Source organism: Variovorax sp. GW821-FHT10B04 (assembly GCF_059415645.1).
This window is the reverse complement of record NZ_JBWKNQ010000009.1, coordinates 186724-210630: the sequence shown is the minus strand read 5'-3', so window position 1 is coordinate 210630 and position 23907 is coordinate 186724. Positions and strand designations below refer to the sequence as shown.

Annotated in this window: 31 protein-coding genes; 30 read left to right on the top strand and 1 reads right to left on the bottom strand. The window is 65.9% G+C overall.

The features are described from left to right. Positions 1–49: 49 nt before the first annotated feature. The 27 genes from AC07PZ_RS22235 to tatC all read left to right on the top strand — a co-directional run bounded on the left by AC07PZ_RS22235 (position 50) and on the right by tatC (position 19057). A complete protein-coding gene (locus AC07PZ_RS22235; RefSeq protein WP_495297313.1) occupies positions 50–877 on the top strand; it encodes an ABC transporter ATP-binding protein in 828 nt (275 codons plus the stop codon). Then, a complete protein-coding gene (gene mlaE / locus AC07PZ_RS22230) occupies positions 874–1656 on the top strand; it encodes a lipid asymmetry maintenance ABC transporter permease subunit MlaE (RefSeq protein WP_495297312.1) in 783 nt (260 codons plus the stop codon). Before AC07PZ_RS22235 ends, mlaE begins: the two co-directional genes overlap by 4 nt. 45 nt (positions 1657–1701) lie before the next feature. After that, the gene (mlaD, locus tag AC07PZ_RS22225; RefSeq protein ID WP_495297311.1) at positions 1702–2190 is read left to right on the top strand and encodes an outer membrane lipid asymmetry maintenance protein MlaD; all 489 of its coding nucleotides are present in this window, start codon (positions 1702–1704) and stop codon (positions 2188–2190) included. Further along, positions 2187–2924: an MlaA family lipoprotein gene (locus tag AC07PZ_RS22220; RefSeq protein ID WP_495297310.1), complete on the top strand. Its 738-nt coding sequence runs from the start codon at positions 2187–2189 to the stop codon at positions 2922–2924. The genes mlaD and AC07PZ_RS22220 overlap by 4 nt, the downstream gene beginning before the upstream one ends. 133 nt (positions 2925–3057) lie before the next feature. Beyond that, positions 3058–3711: an MlaC/ttg2D family ABC transporter substrate-binding protein gene (locus AC07PZ_RS22215; RefSeq protein ID WP_495297309.1), complete on the top strand. Its 654-nt coding sequence runs from the start codon at positions 3058–3060 to the stop codon at positions 3709–3711. Positions 3712–3718: 7 nt separating this feature from the next. Next, entirely contained in the window at positions 3719–3991 is a 273-nt protein-coding gene (locus AC07PZ_RS22210) for an STAS domain-containing protein (RefSeq protein WP_495297308.1), read from the top strand. 35 nt (positions 3992–4026) lie between these two features. Then, positions 4027–4974 carry an ABC transporter ATP-binding protein gene (locus AC07PZ_RS22205; protein WP_495297307.1) on the top strand — a complete coding sequence of 316 codons (948 nt, stop codon included), beginning with the start codon at positions 4027–4029 and terminating at the stop codon, positions 4972–4974. A 19-nt stretch (positions 4975–4993) separates the two neighbouring features. Continuing rightward, positions 4994–5761 carry an ABC transporter permease gene (locus AC07PZ_RS22200; RefSeq protein WP_495297306.1) on the top strand — a complete coding sequence of 256 codons (768 nt, stop codon included), beginning with the start codon at positions 4994–4996 and terminating at the stop codon, positions 5759–5761. A 152-nt stretch (positions 5762–5913) separates the two neighbouring features. Beyond that, positions 5914–6156: a BolA family protein gene (locus AC07PZ_RS22195; RefSeq protein WP_495297305.1), complete on the top strand. Its 243-nt coding sequence runs from the start codon at positions 5914–5916 to the stop codon at positions 6154–6156. A 17-nt stretch (positions 6157–6173) separates the two neighbouring features. Further along, complete coding sequence (gene murA, locus AC07PZ_RS22190) at positions 6174–7457, top strand: UDP-N-acetylglucosamine 1-carboxyvinyltransferase (protein WP_495297304.1); 1284 nt, start codon at positions 6174–6176, stop codon at positions 7455–7457. Beyond that, positions 7454–8104 carry an ATP phosphoribosyltransferase gene (gene hisG, locus AC07PZ_RS22185; RefSeq protein WP_495297303.1) on the top strand — a complete coding sequence of 217 codons (651 nt, stop codon included), beginning with the start codon at positions 7454–7456 and terminating at the stop codon, positions 8102–8104. Before murA ends, hisG begins: the two co-directional genes overlap by 4 nt. Before the next feature lie 14 nt (positions 8105–8118). Then, complete coding sequence (gene hisD, locus AC07PZ_RS22180) at positions 8119–9435, top strand: histidinol dehydrogenase (RefSeq protein ID WP_495297302.1); 1317 nt, start codon at positions 8119–8121, stop codon at positions 9433–9435. Next, a complete protein-coding gene (locus AC07PZ_RS22175; protein WP_495297301.1) occupies positions 9432–9791 on the top strand; it encodes a hypothetical protein in 360 nt (119 codons plus the stop codon). The genes hisD and AC07PZ_RS22175 overlap by 4 nt, the downstream gene beginning before the upstream one ends. Beyond that, positions 9792–10883 (top strand): histidinol-phosphate transaminase, encoded by a 1092-nt coding sequence (gene hisC, locus AC07PZ_RS22170; RefSeq protein ID WP_495297300.1) that lies wholly within the window; start codon positions 9792–9794, stop codon positions 10881–10883. Beyond that, positions 10880–11509, top strand: a complete 630-nt coding sequence (gene hisB / locus AC07PZ_RS22165) for an imidazoleglycerol-phosphate dehydratase HisB (protein ID WP_495297299.1) — start codon at positions 10880–10882, stop codon at positions 11507–11509. Before hisC ends, hisB begins: the two co-directional genes overlap by 4 nt. Positions 11510–11523: 14 nt before the next feature. Next, on the top strand, positions 11524–12171 hold the full coding sequence (gene hisH / locus AC07PZ_RS22160; RefSeq protein ID WP_495297298.1) for an imidazole glycerol phosphate synthase subunit HisH: 648 nt from the start codon (positions 11524–11526) through the stop codon (positions 12169–12171). A 21-nt stretch (positions 12172–12192) separates the two neighbouring features. Next, complete coding sequence (hisA, locus tag AC07PZ_RS22155; protein ID WP_495297297.1) at positions 12193–12936, top strand: 1-(5-phosphoribosyl)-5-[(5-phosphoribosylamino)methylideneamino]imidazole-4-carboxamide isomerase; 744 nt, start codon at positions 12193–12195, stop codon at positions 12934–12936. Positions 12937–12971: 35 nt separating this feature from the next. Further along, positions 12972–14162, top strand: coding sequence for an AAA family ATPase (locus AC07PZ_RS22150; RefSeq protein WP_495297296.1), 1191 nt, complete (start codon positions 12972–12974; stop codon positions 14160–14162). Between the two features lie 41 nt (positions 14163–14203). Further along, positions 14204–15043 carry a D-hexose-6-phosphate mutarotase gene (locus tag AC07PZ_RS22145; protein ID WP_495297295.1) on the top strand — a complete coding sequence of 280 codons (840 nt, stop codon included), beginning with the start codon at positions 14204–14206 and terminating at the stop codon, positions 15041–15043. A gap of 21 nt (positions 15044–15064) precedes the next feature. Next, on the top strand, positions 15065–15844 hold the full coding sequence (gene hisF, locus AC07PZ_RS22140) for an imidazole glycerol phosphate synthase subunit HisF (protein WP_495297294.1): 780 nt from the start codon (positions 15065–15067) through the stop codon (positions 15842–15844). A 63-nt stretch (positions 15845–15907) separates the two neighbouring features. Further along, positions 15908–16297, top strand: coding sequence for a phosphoribosyl-AMP cyclohydrolase (gene hisI, locus AC07PZ_RS22135; RefSeq protein ID WP_495297293.1), 390 nt, complete (start codon positions 15908–15910; stop codon positions 16295–16297). Then, entirely contained in the window at positions 16297–16671 is a 375-nt protein-coding gene (locus AC07PZ_RS22130) for a phosphoribosyl-ATP diphosphatase (protein ID WP_495297292.1), read from the top strand. The genes hisI and AC07PZ_RS22130 overlap by 1 nt, the downstream gene beginning before the upstream one ends. 22 nt (positions 16672–16693) lie before the next feature. Then, positions 16694–17083: a DUF4870 family protein gene (locus tag AC07PZ_RS22125; protein WP_495297291.1), complete on the top strand. Its 390-nt coding sequence runs from the start codon at positions 16694–16696 to the stop codon at positions 17081–17083. Continuing rightward, positions 17073–17432: a histidine triad nucleotide-binding protein gene (locus AC07PZ_RS22120; RefSeq protein ID WP_495297290.1), complete on the top strand. Its 360-nt coding sequence runs from the start codon at positions 17073–17075 to the stop codon at positions 17430–17432. Before AC07PZ_RS22125 ends, AC07PZ_RS22120 begins: the two co-directional genes overlap by 11 nt. A gap of 45 nt (positions 17433–17477) precedes the next feature. Further along, complete coding sequence (gene tatA / locus AC07PZ_RS22115; protein ID WP_495297289.1) at positions 17478–17717, top strand: Sec-independent protein translocase subunit TatA; 240 nt, start codon at positions 17478–17480, stop codon at positions 17715–17717. Positions 17718–17726: 9 nt separating this feature from the next. Next, positions 17727–18191 (top strand): Sec-independent protein translocase protein TatB, encoded by a 465-nt coding sequence (gene tatB, locus AC07PZ_RS22110; RefSeq protein WP_495297288.1) that lies wholly within the window; start codon positions 17727–17729, stop codon positions 18189–18191. A gap of 62 nt (positions 18192–18253) precedes the next feature. Continuing rightward, positions 18254–19057, top strand: a complete 804-nt coding sequence (gene tatC / locus AC07PZ_RS22105; protein WP_495297287.1) for a twin-arginine translocase subunit TatC — start codon at positions 18254–18256, stop codon at positions 19055–19057. A 135-nt stretch (positions 19058–19192) separates the two neighbouring features. Here the strand turns inward: tatC and AC07PZ_RS22100 are convergent, their stop codons facing one another. After that, on the bottom strand, positions 19193–20353 hold the full coding sequence (locus AC07PZ_RS22100) for a trypsin-like peptidase domain-containing protein (protein ID WP_495297286.1): 1161 nt from the start codon (positions 20351–20353) through the stop codon (positions 19193–19195). Between the two features lie 287 nt (positions 20354–20640). Here AC07PZ_RS22100 and AC07PZ_RS22095 point away from each other — a divergent pair, with 287 nt between their 5' ends. From AC07PZ_RS22095 to pdxA, 3 genes are read left to right on the top strand one after another with little or no spacing between them, the layout of a single operon-like run. Next, positions 20641–21981, top strand: a complete 1341-nt coding sequence (locus AC07PZ_RS22095; RefSeq protein ID WP_495297285.1) for an MFS transporter — start codon at positions 20641–20643, stop codon at positions 21979–21981. Beyond that, the gene (locus tag AC07PZ_RS22090) at positions 21978–22751 is read left to right on the top strand and encodes a Nif3-like dinuclear metal center hexameric protein (protein ID WP_495297284.1); all 774 of its coding nucleotides are present in this window, start codon (positions 21978–21980) and stop codon (positions 22749–22751) included. Before AC07PZ_RS22095 ends, AC07PZ_RS22090 begins: the two co-directional genes overlap by 4 nt. A 12-nt stretch (positions 22752–22763) precedes the next feature. Then, the gene (gene pdxA / locus AC07PZ_RS22085; RefSeq protein ID WP_495297283.1) at positions 22764–23792 is read left to right on the top strand and encodes a 4-hydroxythreonine-4-phosphate dehydrogenase PdxA; all 1029 of its coding nucleotides are present in this window, start codon (positions 22764–22766) and stop codon (positions 23790–23792) included. The last annotated feature ends 115 nt before the right edge of the window (positions 23793–23907 follow it).

Here is a 23907-nt window from a genome sequence, read left to right as displayed (position 1 = left end):
GGAAACCCGAGCCGGGAGTCTGACAAGGCGCCCGGCTCTTTTTCTTGACATGGACTCCTCCTCTTCCGACACCGCCCTGGTTGAATTCCGCGACGTCCGCTTCGGCTACGGCGCGCGCGCCATCCTGGACGGCGTCTCCTTCAGCGTGCCGCGCGGCAAGGTCACGGCGCTCATGGGCGCTTCCGGCGGCGGCAAGACCACCGTGCTTCGACTGATCGGCGGCCAGGCGCGCGCGCAGCGCGGCGAGGTGCTGATCGATGGGCAGGACGTCGGCAAGATGAATGCACAGGCGCTCTATGCCGCCCGTCGGCGCATGGGCATGTTGTTCCAGTTCGGTGCGCTGTTCACCGACATGAGCGTGTTCGACAACGTTGCCTTTCCTCTGCGTGAACACACCCAGCTGCCCGAGCCGCTGGTTCGCGACATCGTGCTGATGAAGCTCGATGCGGTCGGTTTGCGCGGGGCACGCGATCTGCTGCCCAGCGAAGTGTCTGGCGGCATGGCGCGGCGGGTGGCGCTGGCGCGCGCCATCGCCCTCGATCCGGACCTCGTGATGTACGACGAGCCTTTTGCTGGCCTCGATCCGATCTCGCTCGGAACGGCGGCACGCCTCATCAGGCAGCTCAACGACACCCTCGGCCTCACGAGCATCATCGTGTCGCACGACCTGGAAGAAACCTTCCGCATCGCGGACCACGTGGTCGTGCTGGCCAACGGCGGTGTCGCGGCGCAAGGCCGTCCCGAAGAGGTGCGGAAGAGCGACGATCCGCTGGTCCACCAGTTTGTGAACGCATTGCCCGATGGTCCTGTTCGCTTCCACTATCCGGGTGTGAGCGTCGAGGAAGACTTCGGCCATGTGCAGGGAGGCGGTCGGTGAGCTTCTGGAATCCAGCCGATGTCGGCTTCGCGGTACGCAGCAAGCTGGCCGATCTCGGAAGCGGCGCCCGCCTGTTCTGGCAACTGCTCGTTCCGGGCGCCAGCAGTCTGCGCCGTTTCGGCCTGGTGCGAGACCAGATCCATTTCCTCGGCAATTACTCGCTGGCGATCATTGCGGTCTCCGGGCTGTTCGTCGGGTTCGTGCTGGGGCTGCAGGGGTACTACACGCTTCAGCGCTACGGCGCCTCGGACGCATTGGGCTTGCTGGTCGCGTTGTCGCTGGTGCGGGAACTCGGCCCGGTGGTCGCGGCGCTTCTTTTTGCGGGGCGTGCGGGTACCTCGCTCACGGCCGAGATCGGCCTCATGAAGGCTGGCGAGCAACTCAGCGCCATGGAAATGATGGCGGTGGACCCGGTCCGGCGCATCCTCGCGCCCCGTTTCTGGGCGGGTGTCATCACGATGCCGCTGCTGGCGGCCGTGTTCAGTGCCGTGGGCGTCATCGGTGGTTTCATCGTCGGCGTCTGGATGCTCGGCCTTGATTCCGGTGCCTTCTGGGCGCAGATGCAGGGCGGCGTGGATGTCTGGAAAGACGTCGGCAACGGATTCATCAAGAGCGTGGTGTTCGGGCTGACCGTCACCTTCGTCGCGCTGCTGGAAGGCTATGCGGCGCAGCCGACGCCTGAAGGCGTGTCCCGTGCAACGACACGCACCGTGGTGGTTGCGTCGCTCGCGGTCCTGGGATTGGACTTTCTCCTCACCGCGATGATGTTCAGCATATGACGCGCCGGGTCCTCCCTCGCGCGTGAGAAATTAGGAAAAATGACCATGCAACGTTCCAACAAGGACATCTGGGTCGGCCTGTTCGTCCTCATCGGCGCGGCGGCGCTGCTGTTCCTGGCGCTTCAGTCGGCCAACCTGCTGAACCTGAATTTTCAGAAGACCTACACCGTCACCGCCCGCTTCGACAACATCGGCGGCCTCAAGCCGCAGACGGCGATCAAGAGCGCCGGCGTGGTCGTCGGTCGGGTCGATTCGATCAGCTTCGACGACAAGCGCTATCAAGCGACCGTCGCACTGTCTTTGCAAAGTCGTTACAGTTTTCCCAAGGACAGTTCGCTCAAGATCCTGACCAGTGGCCTGCTCGGCGAGCAGTACCTGGGGATCGAAGCGGGTGCCGATGAGAAGAACCTGCAGGCCGGCGACGTCATCACGTCGACGCAATCGGCCGTGGTGCTCGAGAACCTGATCAGTCAATTCCTCTACAGCAAAGCGGAAAGCGGGCCGTCAGGTTCGGAGAAGGACAATAAGAAATGACCGCGAAAAACACACACATCACCGTTATCAAGACGGCATTGCGCTGGGGCTGCGCCGCGCTGGCGCTGGCGCTCGTGACAGCGTGCGCCACCGGGCCGAATGCCAATCCAGCCGATCCGCTGGAGCCGTTCAATCGGGGCGTCTACCGTTTCAACGACGCGGTAGACACGGCCGTGCTGGTGCCTGTCGCCACGGCGTACAACCGCGTGCTGCCGTCGCCCGTGCGGACCGGCGTGCACAATTTCTTCAGCAACCTGACCGAGGTGTGGAGCTTCGTCAACAGCGTGTTGCAGCTGCGCGCGCAGGACAGCGCCGAAACCTTCATGCGCTTCAACGTGAACACGTTGTTCGGGCTTGGCGGCATTCTGGACGTGGCGACCGAGCTCGGCATTGATCGCCATCCGGAGGACTTCGGCCAGACGCTCGGATACTGGGGCGTGGGCAGCGGTCCCTTCGTGATGCTGCCGTTGCTCGGGCCCTCCACCTTGCGCGACACGGTGGCGTTGCCTGTCGACGTGCAAGGCGGTTTGCTGTCAGAGATCAATGACGTCGGCGTACGCAATTCGCTGTACGTGCTTCGCATCGTCGATGCACGTGCACGCTACCTGAGGGCCACGTCGCTGATCGGGGACGCCGCGCTGGACAAGTATTCGTTCACGCGTGACGCCTACCTGCAGCGACGTGCCGCAGAGGTCAACAACGGCAAGCCGTCGCAGGACGGTGGCGACTATTGAGAGTCGTCTCGCCATGCCGGCCGGGCTCTTGCAATTCGTTGCATGCGGCAGGTGTGCGTGGGAACCGGGGCCTCGGCGCCTTGTCCAACATCGACAAGGTTGCCGACCTGCTTAAATTGAGAGGAATCAAAGAATGAACGCGACCATCCAACGTCGTACGCTGGGCCGTTTTGCCCTGATGGGTGCCATGCTTTTCAGCGCGGCAGTCTTGTTCGTTTCGCCGGCGCGTGCGGCCGACGAGACGCCTGACGAGCTGGTGAAGCGGCTGTCCAGCGACGTGCTGGCCACCATCAAGGCCGACAAGTCGATCAAGGCCGGCGACATCAACAAGATCATGCTGCTCGTCGACAGCAAGATCATGCCGAACGTCAATTTCCAGCGCATGACCGCGTCGGCCGTCGGTCCCGCCTGGCGTCAAGCCACACCGGAACAGCAAAAGCGCCTGCAGGACGAATTCAAGACGCTGCTGGTCCGGACCTACGCCGGCGCGCTTGACCAGGTGAGCGACCAGACTGTCACGATCCTGCCGTTCCGTGGCTCTGCCGACGACAAGGAAGTCCTCGTGCGTACCGAGATTCGTGGCCGTGGCGACCCGGTTCAGCTCGATTACCGTCTTGAAAAGACGCCCGGCGACGCGGGAGGCTGGAAGGTCTACAACCTGAACGTGCTTGGCGTCTGGCTGGTCGATACCTATCGTTCGCAGTTCTCGCAGCAGATCAACAGCAAGGGCATCGACGGCCTGATCGAAGCGCTTGCCACCCGCAACAAGAGCAACACGAAGGGCTGAGGCGCGCATGCTGGTCCTGCCCTCCTCGCTGACACATGACGACGCACCGGCCTGCATGCGCATGCTGCAGCAGGGCTTGGCGGGGCAGAGCGGATCGGCCGCGGTGGTCGACGCCACGGCGCTGACGCGTTTCGATTCGTCCGCGCTCGCCGTGCTGCTCGAATGCCGTCGCGAGGCTGCCGCCCTCGGTCGCGCTTTTGCGGTCAAGGGCCTGTCACCCAGGCTGCGCGAACTGGCCACGCTCTATGGCGTGGCAGGGCTATTGCCCGCCGCGCCCTAGAAAAACCTCAGCCCCCGTAAAATCGCGGGCTTCCCATGCCCGCGATCTCCTTTCAATCGGTCTGCAAGACCTATCCCCCCTCACGTCAGCAACGCGCCCAAGGCAAGCCTGGCTTGCGCGCGGTCGACGACGTGAGCTTCCAGATCGAAGAAGGGGAGTTCTTCGGCCTGCTCGGCCCCAATGGCGCAGGCAAGACCACGCTGATCAGCATGCTGGCCGGACTGTCACGCCCGACCTCCGGCCACGTGAGCGTGCATGGCTTCGACGTGCAGCGCGACTATGCGGAGGCGCGCCGTCACCTGGGCATCGTTCCACAGGAGCTGGTGTTCGACCCGTTCTTCAACGTGCGCGAGGCGCTGCGGATCCAGTCGGGCTACTTCGGCATCAAGAAAAACGACGACTGGATCGACGAGCTGCTGCAGAGCCTCGGCCTGGCCGACAAGGCCGCGTCGAACATGCGTCAGCTCTCCGGCGGCATGAAGCGTCGCGTGCTGGTCGCCCAGGCGCTGGTGCACAAGCCGCAGGTCATCGTGCTGGACGAACCGACCGCCGGCGTCGACGTCGAGCTTCGCCAGACGCTCTGGCAGTTCGTCGCCAAGCTGAACAAGCAGGGCAGCACGGTGCTGCTGACCACCCATTACCTGGAAGAGGCCGAGGCGCTCTGCAACCGCATCGCGATGCTCAAGCAAGGTCGTGTGATCGCGCTCGACCGGACCAGCGAGCTGTTGAAGTCCGCGGCGAGCAACGTGTTGCGCTTCAAGACCGATGCCGATCTGCCCTGGGCGATCGCGCAGCATGCGCGCATCACCGGACGGATCGTCCAGCTGCCGGCGCAGAACGCGTATGAGGTCGAGCAATTGCTCGCTGCGCTGCGCGAGGCGGGCGTGATGGTCGAGGACGTCGAGATGCGCAAGGCCGATCTGGAAGACGTGTTCATCGACCTCATGGCCGGCGAACAGACGCCGCTCGAGGTGGCCCGTTGAACGCGCCGAGGAGATTCCCATGCTGATATCCGCCACCGGCTGGCGCGCGCTGCTCTACAAGGAAACGCTGCGGTTCTGGAAGGTCGGCTTCCAGACGGTCGGCGCGCCGGTGCTGACCGCCGTGCTGTACCTGATGGTGTTCGGCCATGTGCTGGAAGACCATGTGAAGGTCTATGGCACGGTGAGCTACACGGCCTTCCTGATCCCGGGGCTCGTCATGATGAGCATCCTGCAGAACGCGTTCGCCAACAGCTCGTCGTCGATCATCCAGAGCAAGATCATGGGCAGCCTGGTCTTCGTGCTGCTCACGCCGCTGTCGCACTGGGGTTGGTTCTTTGCGTACGTCGGCTCGTCGCTCATCCGCGGGCTGGCGGTCGGCCTGGGCGTGTTCATCGTCACGATGTTCTTCGCGATGCCCGACTTTGCCGCGCCGCTGTGGATCGTCGTGTTTGCGGTGCTGGGGGCTGCGATGCTCGGCACGCTGGGCCTGATCGCAGGTCTCTGGGCCGAAAAATTCGACCAGATGGCCGTGTTCCAGAACTTCCTGATCATGCCGATGACCTTCCTGTCGGGCGTGTTCTATTCCATTAGCTCGTTGCCGCCGTTCTGGCAGGGCGTGAGCCACCTGAATCCCTTTTTCTACATGATCGATGGCTTCCGCTACGGCTTCTTCGGTGTCAGCGACGCCTCGCCCTGGCTCAGCTTCGGCATCGTCGGCAGCGCCTGGCTGGTGGTGAGCGCGATCGCCGTCCATCTGCTGCGCATCGGGTACAAAATTCGGGGGTAGCTCGGCTCGCCCCCAGGCTTCGCGCACTTCGTGTCGCTTCGCCAACCCCCTGCCGGGGGCAACGCCAGCGGCCCGGCGGTGCCGGTTCCGCGGCGTTTCACGACCCAGGTAGTGACTGGGCGCAACACAATAACGTCCCACAGATAACTGCAATGACCGCTGAAGAACTCCAAGCCATCATCGAAGCCGGGTTGCCGTGCCAGCACATCGCACTCGAGGGCGATGGGCGCCATTGGTACGCGACGATCGTCTCGGCGGAGTTCGATGGGCTGCGCGCGATCCAGCGGCATCAGCGGGTCTACAAGACGCTCGGTGCGAAAATGCACACCGACGAGGTGCACGCGCTGTCGATGAAGACGTACACGCCGGCCGAGTGGGCCGCTTCCCCTCGCTAGATTCCGCGGGATTTTTGATGGACAAACTCTTGATTCGCGGCGGGCGCAAGCTCCGCGGCGAAGTACTCATTTCCGGCGCCAAGAACGCCGCACTGCCGGAGCTCTGCGCCGCGCTGCTGACGGCCACGCCCGTAACGCTGCACAACGTGCCGCGCCTGCAGGACGTGGCGACCATGCTCAAGCTGATCCGCAACATGGGCGTGAAGGCCGAGCGTGACGACAACGGCACGGTGCGCATCGACGCCGGCGATCTGCACAACCCCGAGGCGCCCTACGAACTGGTCAAGACCATGCGTGCGTCCGTGCTGGCCCTGGGACCCCTGCTGGCGCGTTTCGGCGTGGCGAAGGTGTCGCTGCCGGGCGGCTGCGCAATCGGCTCGCGGCCGGTCGACCAGCACATCAAGGGGCTGCAGGCCATGGGTGCCGAAATCGTCGTCGAGCACGGCTACATGGTGGCCAGCCTGCCGGCCGGGCGCACCCGACTGAAGGGCGCGCGCATCCTGACCGACATGGTGACGGTGACCGGCACCGAGAACTTCCTGATGGCCGCGGCGCTTGCCGAGGGCGAGACGCTGCTCGAGAACGCCGCGCAGGAGCCCGAGATCGTCGACCTGGCCGAGATGCTGATCCGCATGGGCGCGAAGATCGAAGGCCACGGCACCAGCCACATCCGCATCCAGGGCGTCGAATCGCTGCATGCCTGCGAGCATGCGGTGGTCGCAGACCGGATCGAGGCCGGCACCTTCCTGTGCGCGGTGGCCGCGGCCGGTGGCGAAGCGATGCTGCGCCACGCGCGCATCGACCATCTCGACGCCGTCGCCGACAAGCTGCGCGAGGCGGGCTGCGAGGTCGAGGGCGTCGAGGGCGGCGTTCGAGTGGTTTCCGTCGGCGGCCCCTCGTTGAAGGCCCAGGCCTTCCGGACCACCGAATACCCCGGTTTCCCGACCGACATGCAGGCGCAGTTCATGGCGCTCAATTGCGTGGCGCAGGGCGCTTCGGCCATCACCGAGACGATCTTCGAGAACCGTTTCATGCACGTGGACGAGCTCGTGCGGCTCGGCGCGGTCATCCACATCGACGGCAAGGTCGCGGTGGTCGATGGCGGCCATCGGCTGTCGGGTGCGACCGTGATGGCGACCGATCTGCGCGCGTCCGCCAGCCTGGTCATCGCCGGGCTGGTCGCGGAGGGCGAAACGCTGGTCGACCGCATCTACCACCTGGACCGCGGCTACGACCGCATGGAAGCCAAGCTGCGCGGACTCGGCGCGGACATCGAACGCGTCTCGGGAGCCAACGCATGATCACACTCGCCTTGTCCAAGGGACGCATCTTCGAAGAAACGATGCCGCTGCTGGCGGCCGCCGGCATCGAGGTCACCGAAGACCCGGAGAAATCGCGCAAGCTGATTCTCGCCACCACCAATCCCGACGTGCGTGTGGTGCTGGTGCGCGCATCGGACGTGCCGACCTATGTGCAATACGGCGGTGCCGATCTCGGCGTCACCGGGCTCGACGTGCTGCTGGAGCATGGCAACCAAGGGCTCTACCAGCCGCTGGACCTGCGCATCGCCGCTTGCCGCCTGAGCGTGGCCGTGCGGGCCGACTACGACTACGCCACGGCCGTGCGGCAGGGCTCGCGCCTCAAGGTCGCGACCAAGTACGTCGGCCTGGCGCGCGACTTCTTCGCGACCAAGGGCGTCCACGTCGACCTGATCAAGCTCTACGGCAGCATGGAGCTCGCCCCGCTGACCGGCCTGGCCGATGCCATCGTCGACCTCGTCTCGACCGGCAACACGCTCAAGGCGAACCATCTGGTCGAAGTCGAACGCATCATGGACATCAGCGCCCGCCTGGTCATCAACCAGGCCGCGCTCAAGCTCAAGCGCGAGCCCATTCGCCGCATCGTCGAAGCCTTCGAATCCGCCATCCCTTCCGTGGCCGCCAAGTAGGGCGGCATCCGACCATGACCCTGACCGCCAAACCCGTCCGCCTGTCCACCGCCTCGGCCACCTTCGAGGCCGATTTCAAGGCGCGGCTGCATTGGTCGGCCGAGGCCGATGCGGCGATCGAGCAGCGCGTGGCAGAGATCCTGGCCGACGTGCAGTTGCGCGGCGATGCGGCGGTGCTCGAATACACCGCGCGTTTCGATCGCCTCGACGTCCCGGACATGGCCGCGCTGGAGCTGACGGCGGACGAATTGCGCGCAGCCTTCGAATCGTTGCCCGCCGTGCAGCGCGACGCGCTCGAATCGGCAGCCCGCCGGGTGCGCAGCTACCACGAGGCCCAGAAGAAGGCGAGCGGCGAGAGCTGGAGCTACCGCGACGCCGACGGCACGCTGCTCGGCCAGAAAGTCACGCCATTGGACCGTGTCGGCATCTACGTGCCGGGTGGCAAGGCCGCGTACCCGTCGAGCGTGCTGATGAACGCGATTCCGGCGCATGTCGCGGGCGTCGGCGAGATCATCATGGTCGTGCCGACGCCGGGCGGCGAAAAGAACCCGCTGGTGCTCGCCGCGGCGTATGTCGCCGGCGTCACGCGCGCCTTCACCATCGGTGGTGCGCAGGCCGTGGCCGCGCTGGCCTACGGCACGGCGACGGTGCCGGCGGTCGACAAGATCACCGGTCCGGGCAATGCCTATGTGGCCGCAGCCAAGCGTCGCGTGTTCGGCACCGTCGGCATCGACATGATCGCGGGGCCCAGCGAAATCCTCGTGCTGGCCGACGGAAGCACGCGCCCGGACTGGGTGGCGATGGACCTGTTCAGCCAGGCCGAGCACGACGAGCTCGCGCAGAGCATCCTCCTGTGCCCCGACGCGGACTACATCGACCGCGTGCAGCAGGAGATCGACCGGCTGCTGCCGTCGATGCCGCGGGCCGCCATCATCGCGGCGTCGCTCAACGGCCGCGGTGCGCTCATCCACACGCAGAGCATGGAAGAAGCCTGTGCGATCAGCAACCGCATCGCGCCCGAACATCTCGAAGTCAGCAGCAGCGAGCCGCAGCGCTGGGAGCCGCTGCTGCGCCACGCCGGCGCGATCTTCCTCGGTGCCTACACCAGCGAGAGCCTGGGCGACTACTGTGCCGGCCCGAATCACGTGCTGCCGACCAGTGGCACCGCGCGCTTCTCCAGCCCGCTGGGCGTGTACGACTTCCAGAAGCGTTCCAGCCTGATCGAAGTGAGCGCCAAGGGCGCGCAGGTGCTCGGACCGATCGCGGTCACGCTGGCCGAAGGCGAGGGCCTGCAGGCGCACGCCGAAGCGGCGCGGATGAGGCTCGAATGAATTCCGGGCTTGCCCGCGGGCTGTGCGCGTTGCTGTGCGTTCTGTGCGCCGCCGGCGCGCAGGCCATGAGCATCCGCGAACTTCGCACGCTCGAAGCCAATGAAAAAGAGGGCAAGCTGTTCGCCAACTACTACCTCGTCGGCGTGATGGAAGGCTTGCGCGAGGCCAGCGAGAGCGCCGCGCGCGCCGGCCAGAAGCCGAGTTTCTGCGTCGAGGGCCGCAAGCTCGAGCCCGCGATGGCACGCACGCTCTACCAGACCGAACTCTCACGCAACGCCGACACCTACGAGGCCGACATGCCGGTGCAACTCGTGCTGTCGTCCGCGCTGCAGACCAGCTACCGCTGCACCCACTGAATGACCGATTCGACCCTCACCCCTTCCGCCCTGGGGCGCATCCGCGCCGACGTGCAATCGATGCATGCCTATGCCGTGCAGGATGCCACCGGCATGCGCAAGCTCGATGCCATGGAGAACCCCTACGGCCTGCCGCCTGCGCTGCAGGAGGCGCTCGGCCAGCGTCTGGGCGCGCTTGCGCTGAACCGCTACCCCGGTGATCGCGGCAACGATCTCAAGCATGCGCTGGCCCGTTACGCGCAGTTGCCCGACGGCTTCGAACTGATGCTCGGCAACGGCTCCGACGAGCTGATCTCGCTGCTCACCATGGCCTGCGACCTGCCGGGCGCGACCATCCTGGCGCCGTTGCCTGGTTTCGTGATGTACGCGATGTCCGCGCAGCTGCAAGGGCTGAAGTTCGTCGGCGTGCCGCTTACCGCCGACTTCGAGCTGGACGGCCCAGCCATGCTCGCTGCGATCGCGGCCGAGAAGCCGGCGATCGTCTACCTGGCGTATCCGAACAACCCGACCGCGAACCTCTGGGACGACGCCGTCATCGAGCAGGTCGTCCAGGCGCAGGGCGCGCAGGGCGGCCTGGTGGTGATCGACGAGGCGTACCAGCCCTTCGCGTCGAAGAGCTACATCGATCGCGTGGCGCGTCATGGCCATGTGCTGTTGATGCGCACGCTGAGCAAGTTCGGCTTGGCCGGCGTGCGGCTCGGCTACATGATGGGGCCGGCCGCGTTGATCCAGGAGATCGACAAGGTGCGTCCGCCCTACAACATCAGCGTGCTCAATTGCGAGTGCGCGCTGTTCGCGCTGGAGTACGTCGACGTGTTCGCCGCGCAGGCCGAAGAGATCCGCGCGCAGCGCGAGGTGCTGGCAGCCGGCCTGGCGCGTCTGCCCGGCGTGACGCAGTGGCGCAGCGAAGCCAACATGATCCTGATCCGCGTGCCCGATGCGGCCCGGACGTTCGAGGGCATGAAAGCCCGGGGGGTGTTGATCAAGAACGTTTCTAAAATGCATCCCTTGCTCGCCAATTGCCTGCGCCTGACCGTCGGAGCGGCCGACGACAACGCGCAGATGCTCGCGGCACTCGAACAATCCCTATGAACACCCCTGTGGCCCCTGAAGCCGTCGCTGCGGCCGGCGACCGCGTTGCCGAGGTTTCGCGCAACACCGCCGAGACCCGGATCACCGTCAAGCTCAACCTCGATGGCACCGGCAAGGCAAAGCTGTCGACCGGCATCGGCTTTTTCGACCACATGCTCGACCAGATCGCGCGCCACGGACTGATCGACCTCGACATCGACTGCCAGGGCGACCTGCACATCGACGGCCATCACACGGTCGAAGACGTCGGCATCACTTTCGGCCAGGCGGTGGCGAAGGCCGTCGGCGACAAGAAGGGCATTCGCCGCTACGGCCATGCCTACGTGCCGCTGGACGAGGCGCTGTCGCGCGTGGTGGTCGACTTCTCGGGCCGGCCGGGGCTCGACATGCACGTGCCGTTCACGAGCGGCATGGTCGGTGCGTTCGACACCCAGCTCACCTACGAGTTCTTCCAGGGATTCGTGAACCACGCCCTGGTCACGCTGCACATCGACAACCTGAAGGGCGTCAATGCGCACCACCAGTGCGAGACCGTGTTCAAGGCCTTCGGCCGCACGCTGCGCGCCGCGCTGGAGCGCGATCCGCGCTCCGTCGGCGTGATTCCTTCCACCAAGGGCTCCCTCTGAGCGGAGCATCGTCGATGGCAAATACAGTGGCGGTGGTCGATTACGGCATGGGCAACCTGCGCTCGGTGTCCCAGGCGGTCCAGCATGCGGCCGACCAGGTCGGCGTCGAGGTGTTCGTGACATCCGATCCGGAGGTCGTCCGCAAGGCGACGCGCGTCGTGCTCCCCGGTCAAGGCGCGATGCCCGACTGCATGCGCGAATTGCGCGATTCGGGTTTGCAGGCATCGGTGCTCGAGGCGGCGGCCAGCAAGCCGCTGTTCGGCGTCTGCGTCGGCATGCAGATGCTGCTGTCGCGCAGCGACGAAGGCCCGACCGACGGACTCGGCCTGATTCCCGGCGAAGTGGTCAAGTTCGAGCTGGCCGGGCGCATGCAGCCCGACGGTAGCCGCTTCAAGGTGCCCCAGATGGGCTGGAACCAGGTGCACCAGGCGCAGCCGCATCCGGTCTGGGCGGGCATTCCGGACCAGTCCTATTTCTATTTCGTGCACAGCTTCTACGCGCGGCCGGCGGACGCCCGGCACAGCGTCGGCGAGGCCGACTACGGCGCGCCGTTCACGGCTGCGATTGCACGCGATAATATTTTTGCCACCCAGTTCCACCCTGAGAAGAGTGCGGACCATGGGTTGCAGCTCTACCGCAACTTTCTCCACTGGAACCCCTGACCCGCTCCCGGGTGCTTTGCCATGCTGCTGATTCCCGCCATTGATCTCAAAGACGGCCACTGCGTTCGCCTCAAACAAGGCGACATGGACCAATCCACCATCTTCAGCGAGGACCCCGCCGCGATGGCGCGCAAATGGGTCGAAGCCGGCGCGCGCCGGCTGCACCTGGTCGACCTGAACGGCGCCTTCGCCGGAAAGCCGCAGAACCATGCGGCGATCAAGGCGATCCTGCGCGAGGTCGGTGACGAGATTCCCGTGCAGCTCGGCGGCGGCATTCGCGACCTCGACACCATCGAGCGCTACATCGACGACGGCCTGCGCTACGTGATCATCGGCACGGCCGCGGTCAAGAACCCGGGTTTCCTGAAGGACGCCTGCGTGGCCTTCGGCGGCCACATCATCGTCGGCCTGGACGCCAAGGACGGCAAGGTCGCAACCGACGGCTGGAGCAAGCTCACCGGCCATGAGGTCGCCGACCTGGGCAAGAAGTTCGAGGACTACGGCGTCGAGTCGATCATCTACACGGACATCGGTCGCGACGGCATGCTGTCGGGCATCAACATCGAGGCGACCGTGCGCCTTGCGCAGGCGCTCACCATTCCCGTGATCGCCTCTGGCGGCCTGTCGAACATGGCCGACATCGACCGGCTCTGCGACGTCGAAAGCGAAGGCGTCGAAGGCGTGATCTGCGGCCGCGCGATCTATTCGGGCGACCTCGATTTCGCAGCAGCGCAGGCGCGCGCCGACGAGCTGGCCGGCGTCTGAGCCGCGCGAGCCACGCCCGAGCCTAGCGAGCCGGCGTGCTGTCTGCGCTGGCCATTGCCAACTACCGCTCGCTGCGGCGGCTGAGCGTTCCGCTCGGACGGCTGACCGTCATCACCGGGCCGAACGGCAGCGGCAAGTCGAGCGTCTACCGCGCTCTGCGGCTTCTGGCGGAGATCGCGCAGGGCGGCGTGATCCGCTCCCTGGTGCGCGAAGGCGGGTTGGCGTCGACGCTCTGGGCCGGCCCTGAACAGTTCTCCGCTGCGATGCTGCGTGGAGAAGCACCGGTGCAGGGCGCCTGGAAGCGCAGCGAGCCGGTCAACCTGCGTCTCGGCTTCGCGGGCGATGCGGACGACGACTTCGGCTATGCCATCGACATCGGCCTGCCGCCGCCGATTCCAAGTACGGCGTTCTCCCACGATCCGGAGATCAAGCGCGAAGTGATCTGGAGCGGCCCCCTGTTGCGGCCGGCGGCGCAGCTGGTCGACCGCAAGGGCAATGCGCTGCGCCTGCGCGACGACGCCGGTCGCTGGATGGCCGTCGGCCGGCCGGTGCCGAGTTTCGCCAGCATGCTGACCGAATACGCCGATCCGCGCGGTGCGCCGGAGATGCTCATGCTGCGCGAACGGATGCGGTCCTGGCGCTTCTACGATCATTTCCGCTCCGACGCCGATGCGCCCGCACGCGCGCCGCAGCTCGGCACCTACACGCCGGTGATGGCCAACGACGGTGCCGACGTGGCGGCGGCGCTGCAGACCATCCGCGAGATCGGCGACACCGATGCGCTCGACCGTGCCGTCGACGACGCTTTTCCGGGCGCGCACATCGCGCTGCACGTCGGCGGCGATCGCCGATTCGAGTTGCGCATGCACCAGCATGGTCTGCTGAGACCGTTGACCGCCGCCGAGTTGTCCGACGGCACGCTGCGCTACCTGCTCTGGATCGCCGCGTTGCTGACGCCGCGACCGCCCGAGTTGCTGGTGTTGAACGAGCCCGAGACCAGCCTGCATCCCGATCTGCTGCCGGCACTGGGCCGGTTGATCGTGCAGGCGGCGCGCGCGTCGCAGCTGATCGTGGTGTCTCACGCCGTGCGCCTGATCGCCGCCATCGAACAGGCCTCGGACGACCTGCCGCTGCAACATGTCGTGCTGGAAAAGCGGCTCGGCGAGACCCATGTGGCCAACATCGCGCCACACGACCTGCCGCACTGGCAGTGGCCATTGCGCTGAGCCGGCGTCGGCACGCCATCGCCCGTCCATAGAATCCGAACATGCCTCTTCAATCGATCGTCTTTCGCGGTCAACCCGCCGTTCGCCTGGAATCGCCCGACGGCGCGAGTTGCACCGTGGCGCTGCATGGCGCCCACGTGCTGTCCTGGGTGACGCCTGACGGCGTCGAGCGGCTCTACCTGAGCCCGGATGCAGTGTTCGACGGCCGCACTGCCATCCGCGGTGGGGTGCCCGTCTGCTGGCCGCAGTTCAACCAGCGCGGCCCGCTGGCCAAACACGGCTTCGCTCGCAATCTGCCTTGGCAGGTGGAAGGCTTCGACCCGGGCGCGCCCGCCGACCTCGTGTTCTCGTTGCGGGACGACGCGGCCACGCGCGCCCTCTGGCCACATGCTTTCGAGGCCACGTTGCGCGCATCCGTGGCGGCCGACGGACTGCGGATCGCGTTGACCGTGCGCAACACCGACGCGACGCCGTGGTCTTTCACCGCGGCGCTGCACAGCTATCTGCGGGTCGACGACATCGCGAACGTGCGCCTGGACGGCCTGCAGGGTGCGGCCCGCTGGGACGCCGTGCGGGACGTGAAGCAGGTCGAAGGCGCCGAGCCGTTGCGTTTCGACAGCGAGTTCGACAGCGTCTACGCCGCGGCGCCTGGGGCGTTGCGGCTGGTCCAGCCGTCAGGTGTGCTCGGCATTGCGCAGAGCCCGAGCTGCACCGAAACCGTGGTCTGGAATCCCGGCGCCGCCTTGAGCGCCAAACTCGCCGACATGCCCGACGACGGCTACCGCCACATGCTCTGCGTCGAAGCGGCCGCCATCGATACGCCCGTGACGCTGGATGCCGGTGCCGAATGGCATGGCTGGCAGCAGTTGTCCGTGATCTGAACGTTTTTCCTGGTCATTCCCATGCTTGCCAAACGCATCATTCCCTGTCTCGACGTCACCGGCGGCCGCGTGGTCAAGGGCGTCAATTTCCTTGAGCTGCGCGACGCGGGCGACCCGGTCGAGATCGCCGCGCGCTACAACGCGCAGGGCGCCGACGAGCTCACCTTTCTCGACATCACGGCGACCAGCGACGGGCGCGACCTGATCCTGCCGATCATCGAGGCCGTCGCGTCGCAGGTGTTCATCCCGTTGACGGTCGGTGGCGGCGTGCGCACCGTGGCCGACGTGCGGCGGCTGCTCAACGCTGGCGCCGACAAGACCAGCTTCAACTCGGCCGCCATTGCCAATCCGCAGGTGATCGACGAGGCGTCGCACAAGTACGGCGCCCAGTGCATCGTGGTGGCGATCGACGCCAAACGGCGCAGTGCCGAAGACGCAGCCCAGCGGGGAGCGGGTTGGGACGTGTACAGCCACGGCGGCCGCAAGAACACCGGGCTCGACGCGGTGCAGTGGGCCGCCGAGATGGCGCGTCGTGGCGCCGGCGAGATTCTGCTGACCAGCATGGACCGAGACGGCACGAAGAGCGGCTTCGACATCGCGCTGACACGTGCGGTCAGCGACGCGGTGGGCGTGCCGGTGATCGCTTCGGGCGGTGTGGGCAGCCTGGACCATCTGGCGGATGGCGTGCAGGCCGGCGGCGCCGATGCCGTGCTGGCGGCCAGCATCTTCCACTATGGAGAGTTCACGGTCGGCGAGGCGAAGGCCTGCATGGCGGCGCGCGGCATCCCTGTGCGCCTCTGAGAACCCGCATCTATAAATCCCGTGTGCGCCAGAACTGACTTCTGAATCCCCGACAATGGCGCAATGAACTGGTTGGAAGAAGTGAAATGGGACGCGAACGGCCTCGTGCCGGTGATCGCGCAGGAGCAGGGCAGCAACGACGTGCTCATGTTCGCCTGGATGAACCGCGAGGCTCTCGCCAAGACCGCCGAACTCGGGCGTGCCGTGTATTTCAGCCGCTCGCGCAACAAGCTGTGGTTCAAGGGCGAAGAGTCCGGCCACGTGCAGACCGTGCACGAGATCCGCATCGACTGCGACAACGACGTGGTGCTGCTGAAAGTGACGCAGCTGGGCCACGAGCCAGGCATCGCCTGCCACACCGGCCGCCACAGCTGCTTCTTCAGCAAGTACGAGAACGGCCAGTGGGTCGTGACGGAGCCGGTCTTGAAAGACCCTGAATCGATCTACAAGTGATGGAAACGATGACCACCGACGCGCTGGACCGCCTTGCCGCCGTGATCGAGAGCCGCCTGCCTGCGCACGGCGGTGATCCCGAAAAGAGCTACGTCGCACGCCTGCTGCACAAGGGGCCGGACGCCTTCCTGAAGAAGATCGGCGAGGAAGCGACGGAGGTCGTGATGGCCGCCAAGGACGCCGACCACGGTGGCGATCCGCAAAAAATAGTGAACGAAGTGGCCGATCTGTGGTTCCACTGCATGGTGGCGCTGACGCACTACGGCCTCTCGCCGCGCGCCGTGATCGCCGAACTCGAGCGCCGCGAAGGCACCAGTGGCATCGAGGAAAAGTCGCTGCGCAAGGCGCAGGCGCGCGAAGCCTCCAACGATTGAATTTCCGGAAGGAAGGGACGCCATGAACAACGACATCGTGAACGTCGAGCCCGACGGCTCGCTGCGGACCTGGGGCTGGATCAGCTACATCCTTCATTTGATCGTGGCCATCGGCGCCGTGTTGCCCGGTGCGCAGGCGTCGGTGGCCGTGCTGCTGATCGCGCTGATCATCGACCTCGTGAAGCGCAGCGATGCCGCTGGCACGTGGCAGGCATCGCATTTCAGCTGGCGGATCCGCTCGGTCCTGTGGGCGGGCGTTCTGTATCTGCTGACGTCCTGGCTCTGGCTGCTTCTGTTCGTCCCCGGCTGGATCGCGTGGGCGCTGATCTCGCTGTGGTTTCTCTACCGCATTCTGAAAGGCATGATCCGCATGAACGCCGGTCAATCGATGGAGCCCGCCCGTGTCCTCTGACCCGAACTGCATCTTCTGCAAGATCATCGAAGGCGCTGTTCCGTCGCGCAAGGTCTACGAGGACGACGACGTCTTCGCTTTTCACGACATCGCGCCCTGGGCACCGGTCCATTTCATGGTGGTGCCCAAGCGACACATCGCGTCAATGGCCCAGTTGACCCCGGACGATGCGGGGCTGATGGGCAAGATCATGACGCTGGCACCGAAACTGGCGCTCGAGCAGGGTTGCCGGCCGTATCCGGAGGGCGGTTTCCGCGTGGTGGTCAACACCGGCGCGGAAGGCGGACAGGAAGTCCACCATCTCCACGTTCACGTCATGGGCGGTCCGCGCCCCTGGCTTCGGGGCTGATCTTCAGCGCCGACTAAAATCTGTCTAATTCTTCAGGAGTAATCCATGGGTTCCTTGTCCATCTGGCACTGGCTGATCGTGCTGCTCGTCGTCGTCATGATTTTCGGCACCAAGAAACTGCGCAACATGGGGTCCGATCTCGGCGGCGCCGTGAAGGGCTTCAAGGACGGCATGAAGGACGGCACGTCGTCGGCCGACACGCCTGCCTCGCCGAACGCGCAAGTCACCGGCAATCCGGCCGCTGACAAATCGACGATCGACGTCGAAGCGCGTCAGAAGTCCTAAGCCGGCGACGTGATCGACCTCGGCATCTCGAAGCTGGCGCTGATCGGCGCGGTGGCGCTCATCGTCATCGGGCCGGAAAAGCTGCCACGCGTGGCGCGCACGGTGGGCACGCTGCTCGGCAAGGCGCAGCGCTACGTCAACGACGTCAAGGCGGAGGTCAACAGGTCCATGGACCTGGACGAACTGCGCAAGATGAAGGACACCGTTCAGGATGCGGCTCGCGATGTCGAGCAGAGCATCCATAGCGGTGCCAGCGATTTCGAGAAGCAGTTCTCGGAAAGCGGGCAGACGCTGTCGGCGCTCGCGGACGCCGAGCCCGAGCCGTCATATCCCCAGTACACGCGTCCTCGCAAGAACTGGCGGCTGAAGCAGGGCGCCACACCACAGTGGTACAAGGCCCGCAACGGCGTGCGTACCAAGGCTCTTTCCGGCGCGGCGCGTGTCGCGCGTTTTCGTCCTCACTCAACCAAATAGCCGCACCGCCCGTATCGGCCGCGCGCCTCGTGCGGCCTGACGCATGCCCGCAGCGCCTCCACATGGCCGACTCCCCCGATAAAAGCAAAGAAGACGAACTGGCCGGCACCGAGCAGCCTTTCGTGCAACACCTGATGGAGTTGCGCGACCGGCTGCTCTATTGCGTCTACGGGCTGGTGATCGCCGGGATCCTGCTGTCGATATGGCCCGGTCCCGGCGGGCTGATCGACATGATCGCCGTGCCGATCCGCGCGCACATGCCGCACGACGCCAAGCTGATCGCGGTCGGGGTGTTTTCGCCTTTCTTCGTGCCGCTCAAGGTGCTGGCGATGACGGCCGTGCTGCTGGCGCTGCCCTGGCTCATGTATCAGGCGTGGATGTTCGTGGCGCCGGGGCTGTACAGCCACGAGAAGAAGTTCGCGCTGCCACTCATCTTCTTCGGCAGCCTGCTGGCCTATGCCGGTATCGCCTTCGTTCAATTCTTCGTGCTCGACAAGATGTTCGGGTTCATCCAGCGGTTCACGCCGGCCTCGGTGGCGGCCACGCCCGACATCTCTTCGTATGTCGAGGCCATCCTGTCGCTCTACATCGCCTTCGGCCTGGCCTTCCAGGTGCCGATCGTCGTGATGCTGCTGGTGCGCTTCGAGCTTGTCACCGTCGAGAAGCTGCGCAGCTTCCGTGGCTATTTCGTGGTGCTTGCCTTCGTGGTGGCGGCGGTGTTGACGCCGCCCGACGTCGTGTCGCAGCTGGCGCTTGCCGTTCCGATGTGCCTGCTCTATGAGATCGGCATCATCGGCGCGAAGTATTTCGTGAAGCACAGTGCGGCGCCGAAAGACAGCACGAGCGATTCGACGCCGATGGTCTGAGGGCGCAGACGGCACATCCCTTCCCTGGTTGCTGCGGAGATGCGGGTTGCAGCAGCAGCAGTAGCCGGTACAGGCCCTTGGCCAGGATCATGAAAAGCGCGCCTCCCGGCGCGCTTTTTCGTTTCTCTGTTCCTCTTATTCCGTCTCGGCAGGCGTACGCTGGATCTGTGTCTTGGGCCGTGTTCCGGGCGTGACATTCAGCTCCATCCGATCGCTGCCGCGTTGCAGTGCGAATCGGGAGCCTTCGCCCGGCCGCAGGCCGGCCACGGCCGTCAGGAGCTCCTGGACGTTGTCGACCTTGTCTTCGCCAACCTGTGTGATCACGTCGCCGGGCCGGATGCCGGCCTTTGCCGCCGGGCCGTTCTGCAGCACGCCGGTGATGATCACGCCGGCGCTGGCCTTCACGCCAAAAGTCTCGGCCAGTTCGGGCGACAGGTCGTTCGGCTCGACACCGATCCAGCCGCGCGTGACCTTGCCTTCGGTCACGATGTCGCTGAGCACCTTCTTGGCCATCGACACCGGAATCGCAAAGCCGATGCCCATGCTGCCGCCGGAACGCGAATAGATCGCCGTGTTGATGCCCTCGAGGTTTCCATTGACGTCGATCAGCGCACCGCCCGAGTTGCCAGGGTTGATCGCTGCATCCGTCTGGATGAAGTTTTCGAACATGTTGATTCCGAGCTGGTTGCGTCCCAGTGCCGAGACGATGCCGCTGGTCACGGTCTGGCCGACGCCGAACGGGTTGCCGATCGCAAGCACCTGGTCGCCGACCTGCAGCGCGTCGGAATTGCCGAGCACGATCACCGGCAGTTTGTCCAATTCGATCTTCAGGACCGCGAGGTCGGTGTCGGGATCGGTGCCGATCACCTTGCCACGCGCATGCCGGCTGTCGTTGAGCGTCACCTCGATCTCGTCGGCGCCCTCGACCACGTGGTTGTTGGTCAGGATGTAGCCGTCCGCACTCACGATCACGCCGCTGCCGAGGCCGACCTGGGGCTGGTCCACGCCCTGGTCACCGAAGAAGAAGCGGAACCAGGGGTCGTTGCTGCGCGGGTTGCGGCGTGCCGCCTTGCTCGTGTTGATGCTCACCACGGCGGGTGAGGCTTTCCTGGCGGCCCCGCTCAGGCTGCCGGGCGCCGTCGACGCTGCGCCCGTGCTCGGGGCTTCGACGACCGATACGAGCCCGCCCAGCGATGTGCGCCGATTGAGCCATTCCGGCTTGAGCGTGGAAACCACGAAATAAGCCGCGAGCAGGACGGTCACGGCTTGGGTGAACAGCAGCCAGGTGCGTTTCATGAAGGGTGCGAATGTGGCGAATGAAAGGACGTGCGCGCAGCGCCTGAGCGGTGCGGAGCGTAATTGTCCATCAACGTCGGGGCGCTAACGCATGCTGGCGACGGGGGCAAGAGATCGGTGGCCATGCCATGGAGAGGGGAAACCCTTAAAATTGCCGGCTCTGCATCCGAACGCCCCACAAGGCTCACTTCGGCGCGGCACGCACGACCTGCTGCGAACGCCGCATCCGCATTCGCTGCCGGCCTCGTTCGCGAGCCGCAAATCCTGCTTTCCGTTTCTTTGTTTCCATGACTGCAAAAGCCTTTGCCGACGGCGCCGCGGGCGCGTCCGGCCGTACGCTCGGCCAGCGCGACTACAAGACGCTGGCACTCTCGGCGCTGGGTGGCACGCTCGAGTTCTACGACTTCGTCATCTACGTCTTCTTCGCCACCGTTCTGGGGGCGCTGTTCTTCCCGGCCGACATGCCCGACTGGCTTCGCCAGTTGCAGACCTTCGGCATCTTTGCGGCCGGTTACCTCGCTCGCCCGGTCGGCGGCATCGTGATCGCGCACTTCGGCGACATCCTCGGCCGCAAGCGGATGTTCACGCTGTCGATCTTCCTGATGGCGGCGCCGACGCTGGTCATCGGCTTGCTGCCGACCTATGCCTCGATCGGCGTTGCGGCACCGCTGCTGCTGCTGGCGATGCGCGTACTGCAGGGTGTCGCGATCGGCGGAGAAATGCCCGGGGCCTGGGTCTTCGTTGCAGAGCACGTACCTGCGCGCCGGTATGGCTTCGCGGTCGGCACGCTCACCTCCGGCATCACGGGCGGGATCCTGCTGGGCTCGCTGGTGGCCGTGGCGATCAACGCGCACTACACGCCTGCGGAAGTCAGCGGCTTCGCCTGGCGCATCCCGTTCATCATGGGCGGCGTGTTCGGCCTCATTTCGGTGTATCTGCGCCGTTTCCTGCACGAGACGCCGGTGTTCCAGGAGCTGGCCGAGCGCCGCAACGTGGCCCGCGAGCTCCCGCTGAAGACGATCGTGCGCGATCACCGTGGCGCCAGCCTGTTCGTGGGGCTGCTGACCTGGGTGCTGTCGGCGGCGATCGTGGTGGTCGTGCTCTACACGCCGACCTACCTTCAGAAGGTCCATCACATTCCGGCGACGCTGGCGCTCGAGGCGAACGCCGTGGCGACGTTGATGCTGACGATCGGCTGCGTCATCGTGGGCTGGGCCAGCGACCGGATCGGCACGCGGCCCGTGATGCTGATCGGATGGGGCGGCCTGCTGATCACGTCCTATCTGTTCTATACCGGCCTGCCGGGCACGCCGTCGTCGCTGGTGTGGCACTACGGCCTGGCGGGTTTGTTCGTGGGGTCGATCGCCACGGTGCCGATCGCGGCTGTCCGTTCGTTTCCGGCGCCCGTACGCTTTTCCGGCCTTTCGTTCGCCTACAACATGTCGTACGCGATCTTCGGTGGCCTGACGCCGGTGATCCTGACGGTCTGGCTGCAGCATGACGTGATGGCGCCTGCCCATTACGTCGGCGCCCTGGCTGCACTCGGTTTCGTGCTCGGCCTGCTGCCGATGGCTGCGCGCGGCCATGCGATGCGCGCGGCGCCCGTCGGGTCCAAAATCGCAGGATGAGCATCACCCGCCACGAACTGCTGAACGCCTTCGACCTGCTGCTGTCGCCTGAGCGCTTCAAGGACTACGGCCCGAATGGGCTCCAGGTCGAGGGCCGCACGACGGTTCGCAAGATCGTGTCAGGCGTGACGGCGAGCCGCGCGCTGATCGAAGCGGCGATCGAGGCAGGCGCCGATGCGATCTTCGTGCACCACGGTCTGTTCTGGCGGGGCCAGGATGGTCGCGTGACCGGCTGGATGCGTCAACGCCTCGGATTGCTGCTTGGCCACGACATCAACCTCTTCGCCTATCACCTGCCGCTCGATGCCCATCCCGAGCTGGGCAACAACGCGCAGCTCGGCCTGCAACTGGGCCTGGTGGCGGACGCTGGCGCCGACGGGCGATTCGGCGAGCATCAACTGGGCTTCATGGGCACGCGAGCGGACGGCTGCACCTTTGCAGATGCCGCTGCGCTGGCCGCGCATGCCGGTGCCGTGCTGAAGCGTGTGCCCACCGTTGTCGGCGGCGGCTCGCGTCCGATCCGGCGCATCGCCTGGTGCACCGGTGGTGCCCAGGGGTATTTCGAAGCGGCGATCGCGGCCGGCGCCGATGCCTTCATCACCGGCGAGATTTCCGAGCCGCAGGCGCACTATGCGCGCGAGACCGGCGTGGCCTTTCTGGCCTGCGGACACCACGCAACGGAGCGCTACGGCGCGCCCGCCGTGGCCGCTCATGTGGCCTCCCGGCTCGGGATGGCGCACGAATTCATCGACATCGACAACCCGGCCTAGCCGCACAAGCCGTTGAAACCCATCGCCATCACCGCCGGCGACCCTGCCGGCATTGGTCCGGAAATCATCGTCAAGGCCTTCCGCGATGCGCCCGAGCTGACGCGGGGCTGCTTCGTGGTGGGCGATGTGGGCACGCTGCGGCGCGCCAGCCAGGCGCTGGGCCGGCCGGGCCGACTGGCATTGCCGGTCGTGCAACTGGGCGGCGCGGATGAAGTCTTGCGCGTGCCGTCGCATTGCGTGCCCGTGCTGCAGGCCATCGCGCCCGTGGAGGGCGTCGTGCTGGGCGAGATCAGCGCCGAAGCCGGCCGCGCGGCCGGCGACGCCGTGGTCTGGGCCGCCCGCGCCGCGCTGGCGGGCGAGGTGTCCGCGATCGTCACGGCACCACTGCACAAGGAGTCGTTGTCTGCTGCAGGCTTCCCGTTTCCCGGGCACACCGAACTGTTGCAGGCCGAAGCTGCGGTCCATCTCCATCGCACGATCGCCGAGACGCCGGTGCGCATGATGCTGGCCAACGACGAATTGCGCACCGTGCTCGTCAGCATCCACATGTCGCTGCGCCAGGCGATCCTCGGTGTGACGGAGGAGAACGTGCTCGCGACGATCCGGATCGCCCATCGTGCGCTGCTGGCCGCCCTGGGCCGCGCACCGCGCATCGGCGTGGCCGGGCTCAATCCGCATGCGGGCGAGGGCGGGCTGTTCGGTAGCGAGGAACTGGAAATCATCGCCCCTGCCATCGCATGTGCGCAGGCAGACGGCATCGACGTGCAGGGGCCGTATGCGCCTGACACGGTGTTCATGCGCGCCCGTGCCACGTCGACTAAGTCCGGGGAGTTCGATGTCGTGATCGCGATGTATCACGACCAGGGACTCATTCCGGTGAAGTATCTGGGCGTCGAGAAGGGCGTCAACGTCACGCTCGGGCTGCCGCTGGTGCGCACCAGCCCCGACCATGGGACCGCATTCGACATTGCCGGGCGGGGCGTGGCGGACGCATCCAGTCTCATCGAAGCGATACGCATGGCACGCTCACTGAGCGCTTAAAACGCAGCGTTCCCGGGACCCTGAATGGCCTGCCAAGGCCCGGCCTGCCTGCTTCCGACGTGACTTGGGTCGTTGAATTCGCTTGTATCGCTCCGCTACAATCGCCGGCTGAGAC